Raw genomic sequence first — 20761 nt, forward strand, 5'->3', positions numbered from 1 at the left:
TTTCCTACTTAATTGACCAAGAGTAATAGCCATTCTTCGTTTCATACGATAGCCCGTCTAGTTTAGATGGCTTATTCGTCAATATATCCTCTTTTACTTCAAGTCGCTGAATCATTTCTTGCCCCTCACCGTCTCGAAATCGAATATAAAAATCGACATATTTTGTTTGATTTACTTCAAGGTTTTTCTTTGTTTGAAAATGACCCATTGGAAAGCTTACCTTGTTGGATTCATCAATGGTCTGTGAAATAATTTCACTGCCGTTCATTCGATCATATCCTGCAAAATCGATTTGAACATTGTCTACATTTTTTATTTCTTCTTTTGTTTTTAATTCGAGATGAAGGACATGGTGCTCAGACTGCAAATCATATAAGAAAAAGATGTTTTTTTCCATGATGGCCCTCAGTTGATCCCTTTTCAATCGACTGTCGATCATGTGATTTAATGCTGTACTCCAATTTTGATCATAAATCGAAGGTGAGAATCTCTCTTCTATGTTCAAACTATTCGCCGAGAGCCTTTCATATTCTTTATCACTTTGAAATAGCGCAATGATATGTTGTGCTAAAGATTGAATATCATTCTGTTCAATAGCGTACCCGTTAAAATCATGTTTAATGAATGATCTTATACTGTAATCAACATCATAAGCAACAATCGGGCATCCATTATAAATGCATTCGATTACTGGTAGCTGAATCCCTTCTTCAGAAGAAGTCGAGATAAGCATACGTGATGTTTGATATGCCTGATGAAGATCAACGATACTTCCTTTAAGGAACACATGATTTTCTAAACTATGCGCTTTGATTTCAGCTTTGATTTGAGCTTCTTCCTCACCTGATCCATAAATATCTAAGTGTACTTGTGGAAGCTCGTCCACGACAAGACGAAATGCTTTTATCGCATTTTTTATATTTCCTTCGACCAAACTAGATAGAGTCATTGCCTTCTGATGATCCACATTCTCACGTTTGACACTTATTTCTCTTTGGAAGATAGGTGGCGATAAATAAAAATAAGGCTGTTCCCCAAGTAATTGCTCGACATCTTCTTTTTGCTCCTTAGTAGTGAAAAAGACTGCATCGAGGTTTTGTTTTCTTACTTGCTTAAATAATTCTTGATATGTGGGTTTCAATTTATTTTTATTTTCATTGTAATGGCACCCATGAATAAAGGCTGCATAATAAGAAGAGTTTCTTTTTTCCATTTTAAACACATGTCTATCCTGTTCCCTGCTATCCACAAGAAACAGCTTTGGACGGTCGTTTTGATGCTGAATACTTGTAAGCCATTTCTTTCGCAAGTCGGTTTTATTGGGAAAGCTTTGAATGCTCGTTTGAGTGTACCAATTGATATTTAACACTACATTTTTCTTTGCATCTGCTGAATAAATCTTTTCGAGAAACACTTCGTTTTGATTTTTGATGAATTCCTCTAAATACACATTTCCTGTATGAGGAATGAAGCTTTGCACTTTGCGCAGGGAGCCATTTCGATCATATTCTTCTCTTTTCATCAGTTGTTGTTCTTCATTATATAGATCTACATATTGAATGACATTTGAATGCTGATCATATGTGTACATTTGAATGGTTTTGTTTAATTTCGGAAGCACAGTTTGATTCATATCAATGACTGATTCACCTAATATAAACTCTGAGTACGTTCTCTTACTGCCACTATTGGGGATGATATAGTCCTCATACATATTGATGATTTTTGATTGTTTAGGATTATTGTTGTGATTTCCTGCGATAATTTTCACTTTTTCATAATAATTAGCATCAAAGTTACACGTTAGAACCGTTGTAGGAACCCTTTGTTCTCCAAATCGTTCCATGCGCAATAACACTGATTTTGCGAAACCACTATACACTTCTGAAATACCATCAGTGATAAAATAGTAGTCCATATCAGGAAAAGCATCTATTTCGGGTATTTCATTTTGATTCGGTTGATTCAATTGAATGTTGTCTTTTTTACTCATCCATTTTTGAAACAAAAAAAACTCCCCTTACCGTCAAATCCATTTAACTGAATTTATTCTCATAAGTATATTATACGAAAAAAGCACTTCCTATCAAAAGATAAGAAGTACTTTTCATTACTTATTTTAAAGACCTGCAATTTCCTCTTTAATCTGCGTTGTTGAGATGCCTTCCGTTCTCTTCAGATAAACGACTTCACAGTGTTCTTTGAGGAAGTCAAATTTACCTTCCCAGTCATCTCCCATGACAAATACATCAATGTCATGCTCTTTTACGTCGTTTACTTTTTGATCCCAGTTGTTTTCAGGGATCACTTCATCGACATAACGGATTGTTTCTAAGATAAGCTTTCTATGCTCGTAGCTATGATAAGCCTTTTTCGATTTTTGAAGATTAAACTCATCCGTAGAAATGGCAACAACCAAATAGTCACCTAGCTGCTTCGCGCGTTCTAGCAGCTTAATGTGCCCCCAGTGTAATAAATCAAACGTACCATAAGTTATGACCTTCTTCATATCAAATAATACTCCTTTCTTTCATTCCGTATCCGTCTGTACCATATTGTACAGTCTTTATATTCAATAAAACTCTTCTATAATCGACAGTATTCTCCAGCGCCTCTTCGGAATTCAATTATAGCACAATGCCTATAAAACGTTAAGCAGATGTAAAGACCAACTGTTTCCATATATATAATCAAACAGTAAAAATCCTTTCACATCAGCTTTTTAAACAATTTACATTCATAACGATTTAAAAAATGTCACTAAATTTAAAGGTTTGTAAAGTTATTGTTAATGTTTCGTGAATCAAGTGTGATAAAATGAGTAATAGTCTTCGAGGCCATTATAAAGAACTTTTAATAATAGATATCTAAAGAAGAAGGAGGTTAAACTGGTATGCAAACAGAAATGATTCACCAACTTCCTTATGTGAATGGAGACTTAGATACTTTCATCTCACATATAAATACTCATTATATTTCTCAACGCCGTGGAGCCATGATCGCAACGGTAAACCCTGAGATTGGTTATGCTGCGATAAAAAACCCGACATACCATAAGGTCATTACATCTGCAGATTTTGTTTTACCTGACGGAGTTGGGGTTGTATTGATGTCAAGAATCATTCAACGACCATTAAAATCACGAATTGCCGGCTTTGATGTATTTATGTCGATGCTGGATCTAGCAAACAAACAATCTAAGAAAATCTTTTTATATGGTGCGAAAAAGGATGTACTTGAAGCGGTTAAGCAACGAATTGATACGGAATATCCTCATATTGAGTTGGTGGGGAGCTGTGATGGTTATGAAGCGGATAAGCGTTTTGTAGCAAAGCAAATTGCACGTTCAAAAGCGGATATGGTGTTTGTGGCTTTAGGATACCCGAACCAAGAGAATTTCATTTATGAATATCGTCATTTGTTCCCGCAGGCTGTATGTATTGGTTTAGGTGGAAGCTTTGATGTGTTCAGTGGGACAGTGAAACGTGCACCTCGTTGGATGATTAAAACGAATACGGAATGGCTTTACAGACTTGTCATGAACCCATGGAGATGGAAACGAATGCTAAACATTCCGAAATATGCACTTGCGGTCTTGAAAGAAAACAAAGGGAAAAAGAGCTACTACCCTGAACGTGCGAAGGATCAGACAAAGCAGCTATGAGAGATTAATTCGCTATGAATTTACGTTCAATTGTTACATTGTGCTATGCCGCATTCGTCTCTCTTCTTGGTTTTATCCTACAACGTGTCAAATCCGAACAAAATCATGTGACATTGCTCGTCTCTTTTGAAGAAAACGCCTCGGCACTCATCGAGGCGTATAAGCAGCAGCAAGAGACGATACCAATGAAGCTGACCGTTCTTTATACAAAGCATGCATCCGCTTTGAAACAGGACGAGCCTCATATGACATTTCGTTATTTCAATGAAAAAAATCCCTTTCATCTCATCCAAACGATCTATACACTGTTTAAAAGCAAGGTGGTCGTAACAGATAATTATTTTCTGATGACAAGCGTGTTACGAGACCGTAAATCAACGACGTGTATCCAAGTTTGGCATGCCAATGGCGCTTTAAAAAAATTCGGTCTTGAGGATGCTTCTAATGCCCATCGAAGTAAACGAGACATCGAGCGATTTAAACGGGTGTATGCCTCATTCGATTATGTCGTGATTGGCTCGGACCGAATGGGAGAGATCTTCAAACGGTCGTTTGGCATAGAAGACAAACAGTTGCTTTCGACTGGCATACCGTTGACTGATGCTTATTTTCACACTAAGCCTCAGTACTCGCTTCCATCACATATTCCTCAAGATAAAAAGATCCTATTGTATGCCCCGACTTATCGGGATTTTGATAGAAGTGGTGTTGTGGTTCCATTTGAACGTGAGCAGTTGCGCACACAGTTAAATGGTGAATACATTCTTCTTGTGAAATTGCATCCAGCAGTTAAACATTTAGTGCAGACAGAAGCAGATCAAGAGTGGATTTTTGATGTATCACATGAACCACTCCATGATCTACTCCGCACATGCGATGTGCTCATTACGGATTATTCTTCCATTGTTTTTGAATATGCATTGCTTCATCGACCAGTTCTCTTCTTCACGTATGATTTAGAGACATATCGCCAAAAGCGTGGATTAGTGGACGGTTATGAAAAGATCATTCCTGGTAAGGCTTGTTTGACACAAGATATGTTAATTGATGAGTTGTCATCACTTGATCAACAGAATATCGCTAGCATTCAAGCTTTCGCTGAGGAATGGAACCATTATTCACAAGGTCATTCTGCGAAGCAACTATTTGAATTCATTCAACATCATCTGATACAAAAAAAACGTCCGGCTTCTCATTAGGAAGCACAGACGTTTTTTTATTTATTATAAACCGGGATATCATAATACAGCGTATAGTTACCAAGTAAGTTATACAAACTATACATGCGGGTCACCTGCTTGTAAGCCCAGCCAATATCTGTTGCATATTGATGAGTGGCTGTTGCAGACCAGCGCATTTTATAAATGGTATCTTGTTTGTATGTCGCGTTATTGATATAACTGTTGCCAATGAATTTTGCCCCGCCAATAATGGCTGCTTCTGGCGTGAACCATTGCTGTTCATACGCATACTTTGCACCGAGATAATTCGGATTGCTGTCGTATGCACCAATGCCATACATGTTATAAACTTTCTTTCCATTAAACATCGTACCATTCGCTAAAATCGAATTTCCGTTACCAGTTTCGAGTAACGCATGAGAAATAAGATAGATTTCGTTGATTTGATACGTTTTTGCCGCTGTAATAAAGGCTTGTCCTTTTCCGGCAAGAATCCCTTTACCTGCTAAAATCTTCGAATTGACTTCAGTCGGATTTAGATTCGCAGCTTCAGAGAGTTTGAGAAATTGAAAATAAGATTGAGTGCCCTCAGCAATATTGGCTGGGTCTACATATTTTAATACCTCTGCTGAACTCGCATTTCTCCAACCAAGGTTAATCTTAATCCAGTTTCCTTCTTTGCCAACTTGTGTGACTTTTGCTCCTTTATTCAACTGACCGACGATATTGTTTGCATTACTTGAGTTGGGTGTCGAGCGAACGTTCAAACCGTCTGTGTTCACTGTGGATGTTGATTGGTTAATATACGTAGCGTATACATAAGCCACCCCATCTGTCTGTGGTGACACCTTCATTTGTTTGTTCACCATTTCTGTCGTGGTGAGATTGTAATTCGTCTGCATAACCATCGGGCCATTTTTGATTTTTGTTGTAGTTGCTGTCCAGCCATATTTACTTTTCACAAATGAGATAGCGGCATTGGCGTTCGTTTGTCCTGTAAACTGCTGGGTGATAACAATTTTGTATGTTGGTTTCGTTGTTGTTGTATAAGTAGCTGCTTTATTGCTTTTTTTGAAAAAGGCAATCCCTTGATCTCGAAGTGCTACTGTATTGATCGCACCTGTTTTGATTTGATATTTAGCATAGGCTGTCGCACCCGTTTTCTGTGCGGATGCAGTGATTTTCTGTTTTGACAGGTAGTTTAATGCTTGATTGATTTTCGTTTGATTGACCGTTTCTCCTGTTGTTAAACGGTATTGTTTAAAGGTTTCAGTTGCTGTTTTCAAGTTGCTTGCTACGCCATTTTTCTTGATGATCTCTTGTGCCTGCTTAACAGTTTGTTGAACATATACAGGAGAAGTAGTCAGACTGTATGATTGACTCGTTTGTCCTTGCGTCGTTTTGATCGTACTTGTGATCTTTTGTCGCTTTAAATATGCAGCGCCTTTGTTTACTTTTGCTTGATCTGTCGCTTTTTCTGCTGTCAGTTTATACGTACTGTCTGCTGTCTTGCCCGTTTTTTTAGACGTAGCTTTGACATTCTTCTTTTTAAAGAAAGCAATGGCTTTTTTCGCCTGGTCATCGCCAGCAAGCACTTGGGTTACGACCTTAAATGATTGTTTAGAAGACGTTTTTTTGGCTGTATATCGCCATTTCTTTTTCTTAAAAAATGCCGTTGTTTTATTATAGACAGATTGGTTCAGGTTAGCTAATTTCACAATATAATTGTTGGTTTTACCAACACGTTGAGACACAGCCGTTGCACCTGTTTGTTTTTTAATTTGCGTGATTGCTGACTTTGCTTCTTTACTGCTTTTAAAATAGCCAGATTCCATACTATAGAACGCTTGTGCCACTCCAACCTTCTGCACCTGTCCACTTATTTTTGCTTCATTTTGTAATTGTGTGGATAACGTTTTGGCTTTCGCCTGATCTGTTAATGCTACAGTTTCTACTTGATAATATGGCTTTCCTGCCACTACCATTTGAAGCGTTGCTTTTAAACCTGATTCTTTTTGAAATCCTTGCAGGATTGCATTTGCTTTACTTTGTCCAACAATATTGCCAGTAATGAGTTGATAGATTGCACTTGCTTGTCCTTGCTTTTGATATGTACTCTTAATCCCTACTTGCTTTTGCAATTCTGCTTGAATCGACTTCGCCTTGGTTTCTGAGCCAATGGTTCCAGAGATTACTTGATAGGACATACGGTTTTGATTTACTGCTGTATAAGAGCTATTTAAGCCAGATGCTTTGGCCAGCTCTACAGATCGTGTTTTTGCCTTACTTTCATCATCTATCAGGCTGGACACTACTTTTTGCAAAGGAAGTAGTTTTCCAACGGGTGATACGGTTCCACTTATCCCTACTTCTTTTTTCAGATTAGTAGCACTTGTAGTTGCTGCTACTTCTGTTTCGAAACCGGACGCAGTTAATTGATAGGTGGATGTATTCCCAGATGTTTGATATAAAGCTGTCCACTGTTTATCTTTTTTTAATGTCTCTACGGCTTTTTTCGCTTCTGCTTCTGTCAAAAATACTTTTGCTGTGCCAATGGTATAGATGGATTGATCGACATAGGAGGCTGCTTGTGCTGTTTCGCCTGAATGTAATGTCATACCGAAAGCTGCAGCGAGTAACATCATCATGATTGTCTTTTTCACTATTCCTTGTCCCTCTCTCACTTTTACTAAATTCACTACTAATCTATGTATCGACAAAAGAAAGTCTTTTTCAAGTGATGGAGTGCTAGAAAAAGAGAGAGTTCCGATATTGAAACTCTCTCAAACGATCTTATATGTGCGAGACAACCAAATCACAGGTTCCCTCTATAGAAAAGCTGTTTGTATCAGCCGGCAGGATAAAGTTCGCACCTTTAGTTAGCTTATACGTTTCGCCTTCATGTACGAGCGTACCTTGTCCTGTAATGACACTGCAAAGTAGAAATGGATGATCTTGAGATAGTTCCACCCTACCGTCAATTTCCCATTTGTATACTGAGAAGTACTCAGCTTCGACAAAAGTTTTGATGGTGATCCCTTGGCGTGTTTCTGTTGATTCATCTGTATAGCCATCTACATGAGGAACAGTTGTGACATCAATAGCCTGGGCAAAATGAAGCTCACGCTCATTGCCGTCCTGATCCTTCCGCTCATAATCGTACACACGATACGTCGTATCAGAGCTCTGCTGCGTTTCAAGGACGAGCGTGCCCTCGCACAATGCATGAATCGTACCACTTGGAACATAATAAAAATCACCAGGTTTGATCTTGACTCGGCGTAAAAGGTTTTCCCAATCTCCGCTGTTCATCATGGTCACAAGTTCAGTTCTCGTTCTCGCATTATGTCCATAAATCATTTCTGCATCTTCCTTGCAGTCAATGATGTACCAGCATTCTGTTTTTCCAAGCTCACCGTTTTCATGTCTGTTTGCATAATCATCATCTGGATGTACTTGAACAGATAAGTCTTGGTTTGCATCTAAGATTTTTGTTAAAAGCGGGAACCTATCGCCTTCTATGTCTCCAAACAAGTCTCTATGCTCGTCCCATAGTTCGATCAAGGTTTTCCCTTTATATGGACCATCTTTGACAACGCTCGGTCCATTCGGATGAGCTGAAATCGCCCAACATTCTCCCGTTTGATCAGAAGGAATATTATAGCCAAATTGATCCTTTAAGGCTGTACCTCCCCATATTCTCTCCTTCAATTCAGGCAGTAAAAAAATTGGTGACTGCTTCATTCAGGATGACTCCTCCCTTTGCTACCCTTTGATAAATCTTGCCTATGATGATGTTCAAAAAGCAAGTCTCACTTTTATTATGACGCTATCTAAAAAGAAGTCAATCCTTTCAGGGCACCTCATGAAAACGATATCAGATTGATCTTTTTTATCCTTTAATAGAGCCAGCAAGCAGTCCTTTTACAAAATATTTTCCGAGTAATATATAGACGAGCAATGTTGGTAGGGCTGCAAGGATAGCTCCAGCCATTTGCACATTCCATTGCACAATTTGACTGCCAGATAAATTTTGCAAGGCAACCATCACAGGCTGATGTTCAGCTGTTGTCATTGTCACAGCAAATAAAAACTCATTCCACACGTTTGTGAACTGCCAGATAGCCACAACCACAAACCCTGTAATGGATAAAGGCAAAATCATATGCCTAAAAATTCCTATAAACCCAGCACCGTCCATCTTAGCAGATTCAATCATTTCATCAGGAATACTGACATAAAAGTTTCTAAACATCAGTGTTGTAATCGGGAGACCATAAACGACATGAACGAGGATAAGCCCAGGAATCGAATTGTATAGTCCGATATCTCTCAAAAATTGAATCAGTGGAATTAAAATACTTTGATATGGGATAAACATGCCAAAAAGCATCAAAGTAAATACCATTTCTGATCCTTTGAAGCGCCACTTTGATAACACATAACCATTCATCGCACCTAAAATAGCTGACAAAAGGGTTGCCGGGATGACGAGGTACAAAGAATTCATTAAGTTTGGTGATAGCTTTTCAAAGGCAGTCTGATAGCTTGAGAAATCCAAGGATGTCGGCAGCGACCACATTTGTTGCAATGTCACCTCATCAAGTGGCTTCAGACTTGTGACAAGCATGACATATACAGGCATAAGAAAGAACAGACTGCACATGATTAAAACAAGATAAAGTGTTGGCCGAAAAACCCATTTTGCTGTCATGAAGAAGCCCCCTTCCGGCTAGACAGTAAATACGGAACAATAAAGATGGCGACAGATAGTAGCATCATGATAGCAACCGCTGCTCCGCCGGCATAATTGTTTCCTCTAAACGTTGTCTCAAACATATACACGCCGGGGACATCTGTGACAAAGTTTGCCCCAGGCCCAGTCATGGCATAAATCAAATCAAAGATTTTTAATGAGATATGCGCCATAATAATGATCACACTTGCTGTAATGGGCTTTAAAAGCGGGAAGATAATTTTTCTGTAGATTTGCCATTCTGTTGCACCATCCATTCTTGCCGCCTCTCGAATCTCTTCTGGGATTCCTCTGAGCCCTGCTAAATACATAGCAAGAGAAAAACCTGTCATTTGCCATACTGCTGCAATGACAACAGCAAGCATCGCTACTGGTACGCCAAATTCTATTTTTCCCCACGTGAACCCAGCTAAAATATTCGTATCTGTGTACCATTTCGGCTGTATGCCAAGTGTGTTTAAAAACAGATTCACACCTGTAGACGGATTTAAAATCCATTGCCACACAACCCCTGTCACAACAAAGGAAAGTGCCATTGGAAAGAAAAATAGATTCCGAAAAACAGATTCACCTTTTATTTTTTGATCAAGCAGAATGGCCAAAAAAAGACCAGAGACAATGACTGCACAAATAAAAAAGAGGGTGAAAAACAGGGTATTTCGGATATCTGACTGAAAGCGAAAATCCTGAAATAACATGAAATAATGATGAAGACCAGCGAATGAAAAATCCGGAACAAGTGAGGTCCAATTCGATAATGAGACATACCCCGTCCAACCGATAAAGCCATAGACAAAAATAAATAGCAGCACAACTGATGGTGCTAAAAACAAAAGGGCTAGAAATTGATCAGCCCCCCATTTTTTGCGTACTCGCTTTGGCGGTTGAGCAGTTTTTGTTTGTCTGGCTGTTTCGATACGCATACTGCCACACTCCTTATTTCCAAAAAGAGACGGTCTCTAAGTATAGCCGCCTCTTTCGTCTTTTTTATTTGAAGGCATCCTTTAGAGAAGTAACAAATTGATCTTCATTCTTCTGCGTGACAAAGATGTTAATTGCTTGGTTCGCTTTCGTCACGAATCCCTCTTCGGCTGCTGAACCATGTGCCAATGATGGTGCAAGCTTTGCCTTTTTAAATGCCTTCATCGCGGACTTTCCATACTCATCATATTTAGACATATCAGCATCTACCCGAGCGGGGATTGATCCCTTCAGTGGGTTGAATGCATCTTGCCCTTCAACTGAACCTAGTACGGATAGGAATTTCTTCACGTTTTCTGGATTTTTGACTCCTTTTGGCAATCCAAAGGTATCAGTAATGACCATAAAGCTTCCCTCTGTTTCAGGTGTTGCCACATAACCGAAGTCTTTGTTTACTTTGAGATCAAGGTCATTGACAAAATAACCCTTCGCCCAGTCCCCCATCACGTTCATGGCCGCTTCTCCTTTTGCCACTAACTGGGAGGCATCCTGCCAGTTACGAGAACTATGATCCTCATTGACATAGGTTAGCATTTTCCCAAAGATGTTAGCGGCTTTTTTCACTTTGGCATCATCCAACTTCAATTCACCTGTCCATAGCTTTTGATAATCATCTGCACCAAGAACGCCAAGGAGAACGCTTTCAAATAAATGTGTGGCCGCCCAAGGCTCTTTATCCCCTAAAGCCAATGGTGTAATCCCTTTTTTCTTCAAAGCATCTGCCGTTTTGAAAAATTCATCAAAGCTGGTTGGCGGTTCAAGTCCATTGTCCTCGAATATCTTTTTGTTGTACCAAAGCACATTGCCACGATGAATGTTCACTGGCACCGAATAGATTTTTCCATCTTTACTCACTAAATCAATCAGTGATTCTGGAAATTGATCTTTCCAGCCTTCCTTTTCATATAGATCATCAAGCGGCTCCATCTTGCCAGCGGCAACCCAGCTTTCATTCAATTCTGCCCCACCATGGACTTGAAAGGTGGCAGGCGGATCATTTCCTTGCATGCGGCTTGTCAGAACCGCTTTCGCATTCGTACCAGCACCACCAGCAACTGCTGCGTTTTCAATTGGAATCTCTTTATTTTTTTCTTCAAACAATTGAATCAGTGCTTTCAGGCCATCTTCCTCACCGGCACCTGTCCACCAAGAAAAGATTTCAAGCTTGCCAGAGGCACTTTCTTTTTTCGCATCTGAATTTGCAGATGAACTACATGCTGAAACAATCAGCATACAAAGCGTTAGCAAAATGAATCCTAGTTTGAATTTCATCATTGATCCCCCACCTCTTATTGTAAGCGTTATCATAATTAGTATAATGGTAGTCGGGATGATCTTTTCTCGTTAACTTCTTCACTTTTTTATGAAATTCTTCATTTTCTTATGACCTGTTTTCGGTATTCTTTCGGTGAGAGACCAACTGTTTTCTTGAACACCCTACTGACGTAATTTGGATCTGTGTATCCGGTTTGGTACGTTATTTCTTTTAAACTAAGGGAGGTTTCCTTTAGCAACTTCTTCATTTTTTCAAGCCGACAGTGTGTCACAAATTCAATAAAAGTCAATCCTGTTTCATCTTTAAAACGTTTTGTGAAGTAAGTAGGGCTCAAGTTTACATATGCGGCGGTTTTCTCTAAAGTCATGTTTTCACAAAAATGAGCTTGTATATAACGTTTTGCACGCTCAATTTTATTTGCCACTTCCGACCTTACTTCATAAATGTCTAACATATATAAACACTTTTGCCGACATTCGTATAATGAGCGAATGGAAAAAATGTTGAGCTCTACACGAACTCTTGATTTAAGTAAAACAAGCAGTTCTTTCAAATGAGAGAGTGTTGCACCTTCCATCTGAAAGTCATCATAGTAAGCAATTGCTTCTTCCCTTTTTCCTTCCTCTAATGCTTGCATGATATGATCGGCAAGCTCTGATAATGTCACCAGATTCATTCTCTCTATTTGGGCATGGTAAAACCCGTATTGTACTGCTCCTTTTTCCTTTCGCTTGCGATATGAGAGCTTAGCTTCCGCCAAACTTTTCGCCAAAAAAGCTGGCCTTGACACAGGAGAACCAAGTCCAATGACATCTGGGCTATCATGACAAGTATAAAAGGAACGAATGGTTTGAAGGATCTCTGCCTTTAACTGTCCTATTGATTGATTACTGTATAGAAAACAAGTCATAACATTTGAACTCGACTGAAATGGAATCAAATGAACATTTCCCTTTTGTTTGATGTATTGAATGAATGACTCACTTACTAATTGCCCGACTGCAATTGCCATTCCCGATTCAAAATCCGAAAACAATAAGTTGAATTCATCATCACATTCATCGTAACCTTTTACCTGATTCATCTGTGCCTCTAGCCATTTCCTTTGCCTATAAGCCTTTGATTCTTGTAATCTTTCTTGCTCAGTGATCATTTCTGTCAAGACAGATCGGATTGCAGCAATCGTTTCCTCTTTCTCAGCAGGTTTGACTAGATATTGTTTGACTCCTTCCCGCATGGCTTGTCTTGCATAGTCAAACGTATCGTAGGCAGTTAGCATAATGAATTTCGTTTGCGGGCGTTGCTTTTTGATGTGCTGTATCGCGGTGAGCCCGTTCATTCCTGGCATTTGAATATCCATTATGACGAGATCCACTTGATCATTTATAGCCAGATCAACCGCTTTTTTGCCATTTTCAGCTTCCCCTGCAATCTTACATTCTGGTAGCCACTCCGTGATAAACTTACGCATCGCCAGTCGTTCAATTTTTTCATCATCTGCAATTAACACCTTCATTCGTGATGCCCCCCTTCTGTGGAAGTTTGAGTTTAATCGTCGTACCTTTGTTTGGTTGAGAATTGATTTGAATTGCATCATTTTCTCCATAAAATAGATGAAGCCTCGAGATGACATTTCGCAGTCCGATCCCTGTAGAATGTCCACTCCCTGATATGTAGTGATCGTCTTCATCTTTGCCAGTCATTAATCTCTTTTTGGCGTTCTCTTCTATACCCATACCATTGTCTGTAATATCAATGACAACATGCTGATTTTCTGGGTAAATGGAGAGCTTGACCCAGCCACCTTCCTCCTTTGGTTCCACGCCATGAATGAAAGCATTTTCCACAATCGGCTGGAGGGTTAAACTTGGAATCTCGGTGGCTAGGCATGCTTCATCAATTTCAGTAAAGCATTCTATTCGATCTGCAAAACGAGTTTCTTGGATATGAAAATACTCTTTGACAACTTTGACTTCTTGCTCTAGTGTGACCGATTGACTTAGAGTATTCAGCGTATAACGCATCAGGGTCGACACAGACTGAATCAGTCTTGAGGTCGCTTCGGCTGATTCAAGATAAGCCATACGTGATACGATGTTTAATGTATTAAATAAAAAATGAGGATTGATCTGATTTTGCAAAGTTTTCAGTTTCATCTCTTTTAACTTTTGATCCAAGGAAGCTTTTTGTTGCATTTCTTCTATCATGGTCTTCATATCCTTCCGCATCCGTTGGAAAGCCACATTTAGAACTGCTACTTCATCCTTCGTCGAGACGATTAAATCCGTTCCGTCAAAATTCCCTTCCGACACTTCTTTGGCACTTTTTGATAGGTGAACGATCGGTTTGGATATTCCACCTGCGATCATATACGCCATGAATAACGCAATGCCAATTGATACAGTAAAAAGACATAAAGTAAACAGTGCATATGTATGATGACGTTTTTGCAATGATTGATAAAGAAGCTGGTACTCGGATAATTCATCATCTAGTAAAGACATGGTCAATTCTTGTATATATGAAGAAACATTTCTCACTTCCTTGACACTTGTGGCATATTCTTTGATTTTCCCTTCTTTGACATGTGCCATCGTTGCATCACTGTCTGTCATTAATGTTTTCATCATATATTGATATTTTTCAATAAATGGTTGATCAGCATGGAGACCCCTGTCGTTCGAAAGCGCCTGATCATAAGACTTCATCATCTCTTTCGATTGCTTATAAGCTTGTTCAAATGTCACATCCTTTTCAATTGCGTAGGCATTTACCTTCTCATACATTGTTTTTGCCTCAGTAGAAATGTCATTTAATAATAAAAATGAACGGAAACTTTTACTGTACTGAGAGGTCATATTCGAGCTACTCCAATAAATAAAAAAGGCGGCTGTATTGCCAAGTAAGACGAGAACAAGAAACGCTAGTAGCAATTTGCTTCTAATTTTTTTCATGGCTGTATCTCCTGCTGGCTTTTTTCAATGAACGGCAAATCTTCCTTCCGAATGACACTCGTTCCAGTGTGTTGTAGCATTTCCTCTTTTTCTCCCTTTTGCAAACGTACGAGCGTTTCTACCGCTTGATACCCCATTTGATATGGGTGTTGCACGACAACTGCATCAATCTTTCCTTGCCCAAGAGCTTGCAAAGTTTCAGGTAACGTGTCAAATGCAATGATATAAGAATCGGTCGATGTCATGTATTGCTGTGTAGCTTGAATAATCCCAATCCCATCTAATGCACTTGTTCCGTAAAATGCATTTAAGTTGGCATGTTCACTTAATAATTGATAGGCTGCACCTGAGGCGCCTGACTTTGTAATAGATGATTCCTCAATTCCAACGATGTGAATTCGTTTTTCTGCCATGATAGCATCACGAAATCCGTTTACCCGTAACTGCTGATGAACCGCATCACGTCGGCCCATCACGATTCCAACATACTGCTCACCCTTTGTATCTGCAATCAATGCCTGACCGGCTATAAAACCAGCATAATAGTTATCTGTCCCCACATAAACCTCTCGTTTGCTTCCTTCCACATCTGTATCAACTGTCACGATATCAATTCCTTTGTCTTTTGCTTTTTGGAAAAGAGGCTTGTAACGTTTTTCATCCAGTCCTTGTGTCATAATGCCATCCACATGACCCGCTATAGCCATATCAATGGTTTTTAAATGATCATCTATATCCGCCTGTCTTGGTCCTAGATATTCAAGATACACATGATAGCTGGATGCAGCATCCACTGCTCCCTTTTGTACCAACCGCCAATATTCATTATCAAGCTCCTCTGGCACAAGCACGAAATGATAGTCATATGCTTTTAATGCGGCATTTTCGGGAGCGCTTTCAATTTCGAATAAATCCTGACCAAGTATAAAAAGAAAAAACGTTGCCACAGAACAAACAACTACGAAAAAAACAATACCAATGACTTTGATCCATTTCATCATCCATCACTTCCCCCTCGCATTCATAAAAAAAAGAGCTGCTGTTAAAAGCATACTCCTTTTCCTTTATAATTCCTTCGTCATAAAAAGACTGTTTGGATCTTTTCTATATGTTCCAAATGGCTGACAGTACTGAAAGTCAAAGCTTTCATATAGCCTCCTTGCAGGATCAAAGGATGACATAGAACCGGTTTCTAAGCTCATACGCTTGTATCCTCGCTTTTTTGCTTCTTGTAAAAGATGAGTCAACACGTGTCTTGCAACACCCTTCCGTAAATGTTGAGAAGACGTTCTCATTGATTTAATTTCCCCATGTTCCTCTGATAACTCTTTTATCGCACCACAGCCGAGTAAATCATTGTCGTCCCATACACTCCAAACAGTCACCTCTGGCACACGAAGCTCTTCAACCGGTAGTGCATGTATACTTTCAGGTGGTGAGTGCTTTTCCATGTCTGCTAAATGCTCCATGATCAGTTGCTGGATGCTTGAACCTGTCACATCATCTACTTGGATATACAAACCTGGCGCCCCCTTTTCCATTTAGTATACGCTGAGCCACCAGAAGGATGGGTACGATTCGTAAGAAAATCTACCAAAGAAACCCGACCCATCATAGGCCAGGTTGACTTAGAAATATTTGTCATGATTTATGGAGGAAGATGTTTGAGCTTGATGGTTTCCGTCGCTTTCTATGATTCACCCATTTATCGACCCAGATTGTTGCAAGTGGTGTGAAAACAGCAGTAACCATAACACTCGTTGCGATGATAGCAGTTGCCGTTTCTGCTACTGGTAAAAACGCTGGGTTGGCATCAGCTAATGCATACGGTACTGCGACTGCCGCACCTGCTGTAGAGGAGGCAGCTACCCTGCGACTCCATCTCCCCTTGCGATCAATCGATCTAGCAAAAATAGAGATGCTCCCGATATGAGCACAACCATGACACCCATGAAGATTCCTAGCAAGCCAGATTGAATCAGCATTGAAAAACTGAGTCTATTTCCTAATGAAAAGGCAAAAAAGGGAATAATCGCTGGCACAACGTTTCCGAAAAGATCTCTAAGTTCTGGATCATGCTTTTCCCATCACTTTACATGAAAAATAGAAACTTCCTAGGAAAGAACTGCCTTTAACTCTTCCTCTGTGCTGCTTTCAAGCTGACTACCAACACCCACTGCGACAGCCCCAGCTTCAAGCCACTTCGGCACATCATTTGGGTGAATACCACCAGTTGGAATGAACTCGACTTGTGGAAAAGGACCACGTAGGTTTTTCATATACGACAAGCCGAAAGAGCCACTTGGAAATAACTTAAGCAAGCGATGACCATCTGACATTGCCTGCATAATTTCACTAGGGGTTAAAACACCTGGGACATACAGCGTATCGTGAAAAGATAAGTGCTCACTAATCGCTGGGAGATAACCTGGACTTACAATAAATGCGGAGCCTGCCTGAATGGCTGATTGTGCTTCTTGAATCGTCGTGACTGTACCCGCCCCTACAATGAGATGTTTTTGATCACGAAAGGCAGCTATAATCCGTTCAGCGTTCGGTGTCGTATACGTCACTTCAATGGCACGCACACCTTTAGCAATCAGGCGATGAATCGTGTCAATTCCTTCTTGCTCACTTTTTGCCCTTACAACCGCGATCAGCTTACATACTGACAGTTGTTCTTTAGTTGTTGCACTCTTTGCTTTTTCCATGTGCTAATTCCTCCTTTAGATCCTCTCGCCATTTTAATCGTTTAGCTTGCTTTAAAAAGGATTGAAGTCCATCCCTTGTTGGAAGACCATCCATATCCCCTGGAGACATAACAGCTAATGCGCCAATTGCATTACCTCTTGTGACAGCTTCTTCATATGACAATCCATCGAGCATGCCACTAATCACCCCAACCGCAAAGCCATCACCAGCACCGACTGTGTCGATTACCTGACGCACATCGAAGCCTCCGACTTTGCCTTGCTGTGTGGGGGTCTTGTAGTAAGCTCCCTCAGCTCCTAGCTTAATGACAACCATTTTGACCCCTTTTTCTAAATAAATATCAGCAATGGCTTCAGGTTCTTTTAAACCTGTTAAACGCTCTCCCTCTGTCAATCCTGGTAAAAACCAGTCGGACTGAAAGGCAAGCTGATTTAATGTATGGATCATGTCTTCTTCCTCTTCCCAAAGCTGAAGTCTCAGATTTGGATCAAATGAGATTGTTTTACCAGCTTCTTTCATGATTTGAATTGCATGTAAAGAAAACGCTCTCATTTCATTTGAAACCGCTGGCGGTATACCTGTCATATGAAGGTGACCGGCTTTTAAAAAGTATTCCTTTGGGAAATCACTTGGATTTAGTGTACTTGCCGCAGATCCTTTTCGATAATATGTCACATCAGGATCACCTTTTGCTACCTTTGATTTTAGCAAGATGCCTGTCTTTGCTCCGTTATTGTCACGTAGGACGGCACTAGTATTCACTCCTTCCTTTTGCAGTTCTTGTAAAATAAACGTACCAAACGAATCGTCACCGACCTTACTCATCCATCCAACATCAAACCCTAACCTCGCCAAACCGACTGCTACATTACTTTCAGCACCTGCTAACGCTTTCATAAAAGTGCTGACTTCATGCAACTCACCGATCTCATTTGCATAAAACATCGCCATTGATTCACCAAATGTCACAGCATCCAAAGATTTCATTTACATCTTTCCTCCTTTTCGGTACCGGTTTCAAAAATATCTAAAAAGAGAGTCAATTCAACATGCTTTTTCTAACTCTTCCCTTCGTGTCAGTCAATGATTATTGGGTTAAGAAGTGTCATGTCATTTACAGACACTTCTTTATTTACAAAGACCTTCTCTCTACAATCTCTGCATCCAGTTGGATGGTTTGAGGGGCACTCTCATCCCCTTCGAGACGAAGCATGACCTTTTGCATTGCCGCTCTTCCCATCTCATGTGATGGCTGAGCTACAGTTGTAATGCCGGGACCAATGAGTTTATACCACTCTGTGTCGTCAAAACCAGCAATTCCAACATCATGCGGGATGGAAATTCCTAAATCAACCATTTCACTAATGAGCTTTAGCATCAACAATCCATTTCCAGCAAGAATGGCTTTTTTCGCAGTACCAGACTGCAAAAATTGCTCAATCTCTCCTTTTAATTGTTGTTTTTGTTTAATGTCTACCTCAATGACGATAGGTTTGTTATTGATATTTTTACTTATAGCAATGGCTTCGTATGCTTCTTTTCTTTCTTCACGGGGACTAATCCCTGCCACTGGTTCAGTAAAGAAGGCAATTTTGGAATAGCCCTTTTCATACATGACATGAAGCAGTCTACTTGTTACTTCACGGTTATTTGTTGTGACAGTATCAACCTTTAACTCCGGTAATTTACGATCAACAAGCACAATTGATATCCCTCGGCTCATAAAATCCTGCAAAATATCATTGTTGTGACCAGTCGTATTCATAATTAATCCTTCAATGTAATGCGCATTCAATTTCAACAGCATTTCACGTTCTTTTTCAGGACTGTTATCTGTGTTGCATACCATAATGCTATAGCCATACTGATCACAGACCTCCTCAACTCCTCTAAGCGTGGCTACAGAGAACGGGTTGGTAATGTCCGCAACGATAAAACCTATGACTTTACTTTTTCTTACCTTCAGTCCTTGAGCAAGCTGACTTGGCCTATAGTGCAACTCATCTATTGCCTTTTTAATTTTCTTAACCTTTTCTGATGAGATTTCATTCGTTCTCCCATTAATATAACGGGATACAGTAGACTTAGAGACACCTGCATGTGCTGCGACTTCGTTGATCGTTACTTTCGTTTGCTTTTTTTCATTCATCCAAGAACTCCTATATACATAAGTGTGGTCTTTATTCGAAACCGATTTCAAATTTACTTAAAAAGAGCATATCATATTTCGAGAATTGATAGAAGATTTTTTGTTTTTTTTCATCCATTCATGCTATTAACCACAAAAAAGAAAGCGATTTCAAAATAACGGTTGACGTTGGTTGGATTTTCCTCTAGAATTCTCTTTGAAACCGATACCAAATAAAACTTCATTCAAGCTTCAAATTGAAAGGGAGGCATTATTCAAATGGAAAATCGCTATTCTGTACATCCTGAGCAGGTCAAACGCTTTACGACAGAGGAACTTCGCAATCATTTCCACATCTCGTCCTTATTCGTTAAAGGGGAATTAAAATTATTTTATTCTCATGAAGACCGTGTCGTTATTGGTGGAGCTACGCCAAGTGCAGGAAAAATCAAACTGGATGCAGGTGATTTCTTAAAGACAGATTACTTCCTTGAAAGACGAGAAATCGGCATTGTCAACGTCGGTGAATCAGGAGCTGTCACTGTGGATGGTGAGGAATATGTTCTAGAGCACAAAGACTTCTTATATATCGGACTAGGTCATAAGGATGTACAGTTTACCAGTATAGAAGGTAAACAGGCGAAATTCTATCTAGTTTCTGCTACTGCCCACAAGCAGTACCCCACTCAAAAAGCCGCAATTGCAGATCTAACACCAAATCATTTAGGTGAAGCCGCCGCATCGAATGTACGTAATCTTTATCAGGTGATACATGCAGATGGCATTCAAAGTTGTCAGTTAATGATGGGGATTACCCAGCTTGAAACAAATAATACTTGGAATACGATGCCAGCCCATATTCATGACCGACGAATGGAAGTTTATCTCTATTTGGATGTTGCAGATGAGGCAAAAGTCTTCCACTTCATGGGAGAGCCTTCTGAAACAAGACATCTTGTTGTCGGAAATGAAGAAGCGGTCATTTCACCAGCTTGGTCGATTCATTCTGGTTCTGGGACAGCCAACTACTCGTTCATTTGGGCGATGGCAGGCGAAAATTACACGTTTAAAGACATGGATTTTGTTCCAATGGATGAATTGAGGTAACG

The 20761-nt window shown here is 39.8% G+C and carries 17 protein-coding genes and 1 pseudogene; 3 read left to right on the forward strand and 15 right to left on the reverse strand.

Annotation, left to right across the window (positions count from 1 at the left end; translation table 11 throughout):
• Positions 1-4 precede the first annotated feature (4 nt).
• Entirely contained in the window at positions 5-2008 is a 2004-nt protein-coding gene (locus ACQKEZ_RS07890) for a glycosyltransferase (RefSeq protein WP_427299757.1), read from the reverse strand.
• Positions 2009-2119: 111 nt separating this feature from the next.
• The gene (tagD, locus tag ACQKEZ_RS07895) at positions 2120-2509 is read right to left on the reverse strand and encodes a glycerol-3-phosphate cytidylyltransferase (RefSeq protein WP_427299758.1); all 390 of its coding nucleotides are present in this window, start codon (positions 2507-2509) and stop codon (positions 2120-2122) included.
• 384 nt (positions 2510-2893) lie between these two features.
• Between tagD and ACQKEZ_RS07900 the strand changes: the two genes are divergently transcribed.
• Positions 2894-3664: a WecB/TagA/CpsF family glycosyltransferase gene (locus tag ACQKEZ_RS07900; protein WP_427299759.1), complete on the forward strand. Its 771-nt coding sequence runs from the start codon at positions 2894-2896 to the stop codon at positions 3662-3664.
• Positions 3665-3678: 14 nt separating this feature from the next.
• Complete coding sequence (locus ACQKEZ_RS07905) at positions 3679-4863, forward strand: CDP-glycerol glycerophosphotransferase family protein (RefSeq protein ID WP_427299760.1); 1185 nt, start codon at positions 3679-3681, stop codon at positions 4861-4863.
• A gap of 17 nt (positions 4864-4880) precedes the next feature.
• Here ACQKEZ_RS07905 and ACQKEZ_RS07910 read toward each other — a convergent pair whose 3' ends face one another.
• The 13 genes and pseudogenes from ACQKEZ_RS07910 to ACQKEZ_RS07970 all read right to left on the reverse strand — a co-directional run bounded on the left by ACQKEZ_RS07910 (position 4881) and on the right by ACQKEZ_RS07970 (position 19673).
• Positions 4881-7508 (reverse strand): N-acetylglucosaminidase, encoded by a 2628-nt coding sequence (locus tag ACQKEZ_RS07910; protein ID WP_427299761.1) that lies wholly within the window; start codon positions 7506-7508, stop codon positions 4881-4883.
• Positions 7509-7638: 130 nt separating this feature from the next.
• Positions 7639-8589 carry a mannose-6-phosphate isomerase, class I gene (gene manA, locus ACQKEZ_RS07915; RefSeq protein ID WP_427299762.1) on the reverse strand — a complete coding sequence of 317 codons (951 nt, stop codon included), beginning with the start codon at positions 8587-8589 and terminating at the stop codon, positions 7639-7641.
• 148 nt (positions 8590-8737) lie between these two features.
• Positions 8738-9559 carry a carbohydrate ABC transporter permease gene (locus ACQKEZ_RS07920; RefSeq protein ID WP_427299763.1) on the reverse strand — a complete coding sequence of 274 codons (822 nt, stop codon included), beginning with the start codon at positions 9557-9559 and terminating at the stop codon, positions 8738-8740.
• Positions 9556-10524, reverse strand: coding sequence for a carbohydrate ABC transporter permease (locus ACQKEZ_RS07925; RefSeq protein WP_427299764.1), 969 nt, complete (start codon positions 10522-10524; stop codon positions 9556-9558). The genes ACQKEZ_RS07920 and ACQKEZ_RS07925 overlap by 4 nt, the downstream gene beginning before the upstream one ends.
• 64 nt (positions 10525-10588) lie before the next feature.
• The gene (locus ACQKEZ_RS07930) at positions 10589-11854 is read right to left on the reverse strand and encodes an ABC transporter substrate-binding protein (RefSeq protein ID WP_427300514.1); all 1266 of its coding nucleotides are present in this window, start codon (positions 11852-11854) and stop codon (positions 10589-10591) included.
• Between the two features lie 101 nt (positions 11855-11955).
• Entirely contained in the window at positions 11956-13374 is a 1419-nt protein-coding gene (locus ACQKEZ_RS07935) for a response regulator transcription factor (protein ID WP_427299765.1), read from the reverse strand.
• On the reverse strand, positions 13352-14812 hold the full coding sequence (locus ACQKEZ_RS07940; RefSeq protein ID WP_427299766.1) for a histidine kinase: 1461 nt from the start codon (positions 14810-14812) through the stop codon (positions 13352-13354). Before ACQKEZ_RS07940 ends, ACQKEZ_RS07935 begins: the two co-directional genes overlap by 23 nt.
• A complete protein-coding gene (locus ACQKEZ_RS07945) occupies positions 14809-15810 on the reverse strand; it encodes a sugar-binding protein (protein WP_427300516.1) in 1002 nt (333 codons plus the stop codon). The genes ACQKEZ_RS07940 and ACQKEZ_RS07945 overlap by 4 nt, the downstream gene beginning before the upstream one ends.
• 66 nt (positions 15811-15876) lie before the next feature.
• Positions 15877-16332: a GNAT family N-acetyltransferase gene (locus ACQKEZ_RS07950; protein WP_427299767.1), complete on the reverse strand. Its 456-nt coding sequence runs from the start codon at positions 16330-16332 to the stop codon at positions 15877-15879.
• A 121-nt stretch (positions 16333-16453) separates the two neighbouring features.
• Positions 16454-16887, reverse strand: a pseudogene (locus tag ACQKEZ_RS07955) (2-keto-3-deoxygluconate permease); the annotation flags it as partial.
• Between the two features lie 39 nt (positions 16888-16926).
• Positions 16927-17523, reverse strand: a complete 597-nt coding sequence (locus ACQKEZ_RS07960; protein ID WP_427299768.1) for a bifunctional 4-hydroxy-2-oxoglutarate aldolase/2-dehydro-3-deoxy-phosphogluconate aldolase — start codon at positions 17521-17523, stop codon at positions 16927-16929.
• A complete protein-coding gene (locus ACQKEZ_RS07965) occupies positions 17495-18511 on the reverse strand; it encodes a sugar kinase (RefSeq protein ID WP_427299769.1) in 1017 nt (338 codons plus the stop codon). Before ACQKEZ_RS07965 ends, ACQKEZ_RS07960 begins: the two co-directional genes overlap by 29 nt.
• Positions 18512-18656: 145 nt before the next feature.
• Positions 18657-19673, reverse strand: coding sequence for a LacI family DNA-binding transcriptional regulator (locus ACQKEZ_RS07970; protein WP_427299770.1), 1017 nt, complete (start codon positions 19671-19673; stop codon positions 18657-18659).
• Between the two features lie 258 nt (positions 19674-19931).
• On the opposite strand from ACQKEZ_RS07970, the gene kduI reads away from it, so the two are divergent.
• Positions 19932-20759: a 5-dehydro-4-deoxy-D-glucuronate isomerase gene (kduI, locus tag ACQKEZ_RS07975; RefSeq protein WP_427299771.1), complete on the forward strand. Its 828-nt coding sequence runs from the start codon at positions 19932-19934 to the stop codon at positions 20757-20759.
• Positions 20760-20761: the final 2 nt, after the last annotated feature.

The organism is Bacillus sp. NPDC077027 (assembly GCF_050269555.1).
In the GTDB taxonomy this organism is placed as follows: domain Bacteria; phylum Bacillota; class Bacilli; order Bacillales; family Bacillaceae; genus Bacillus.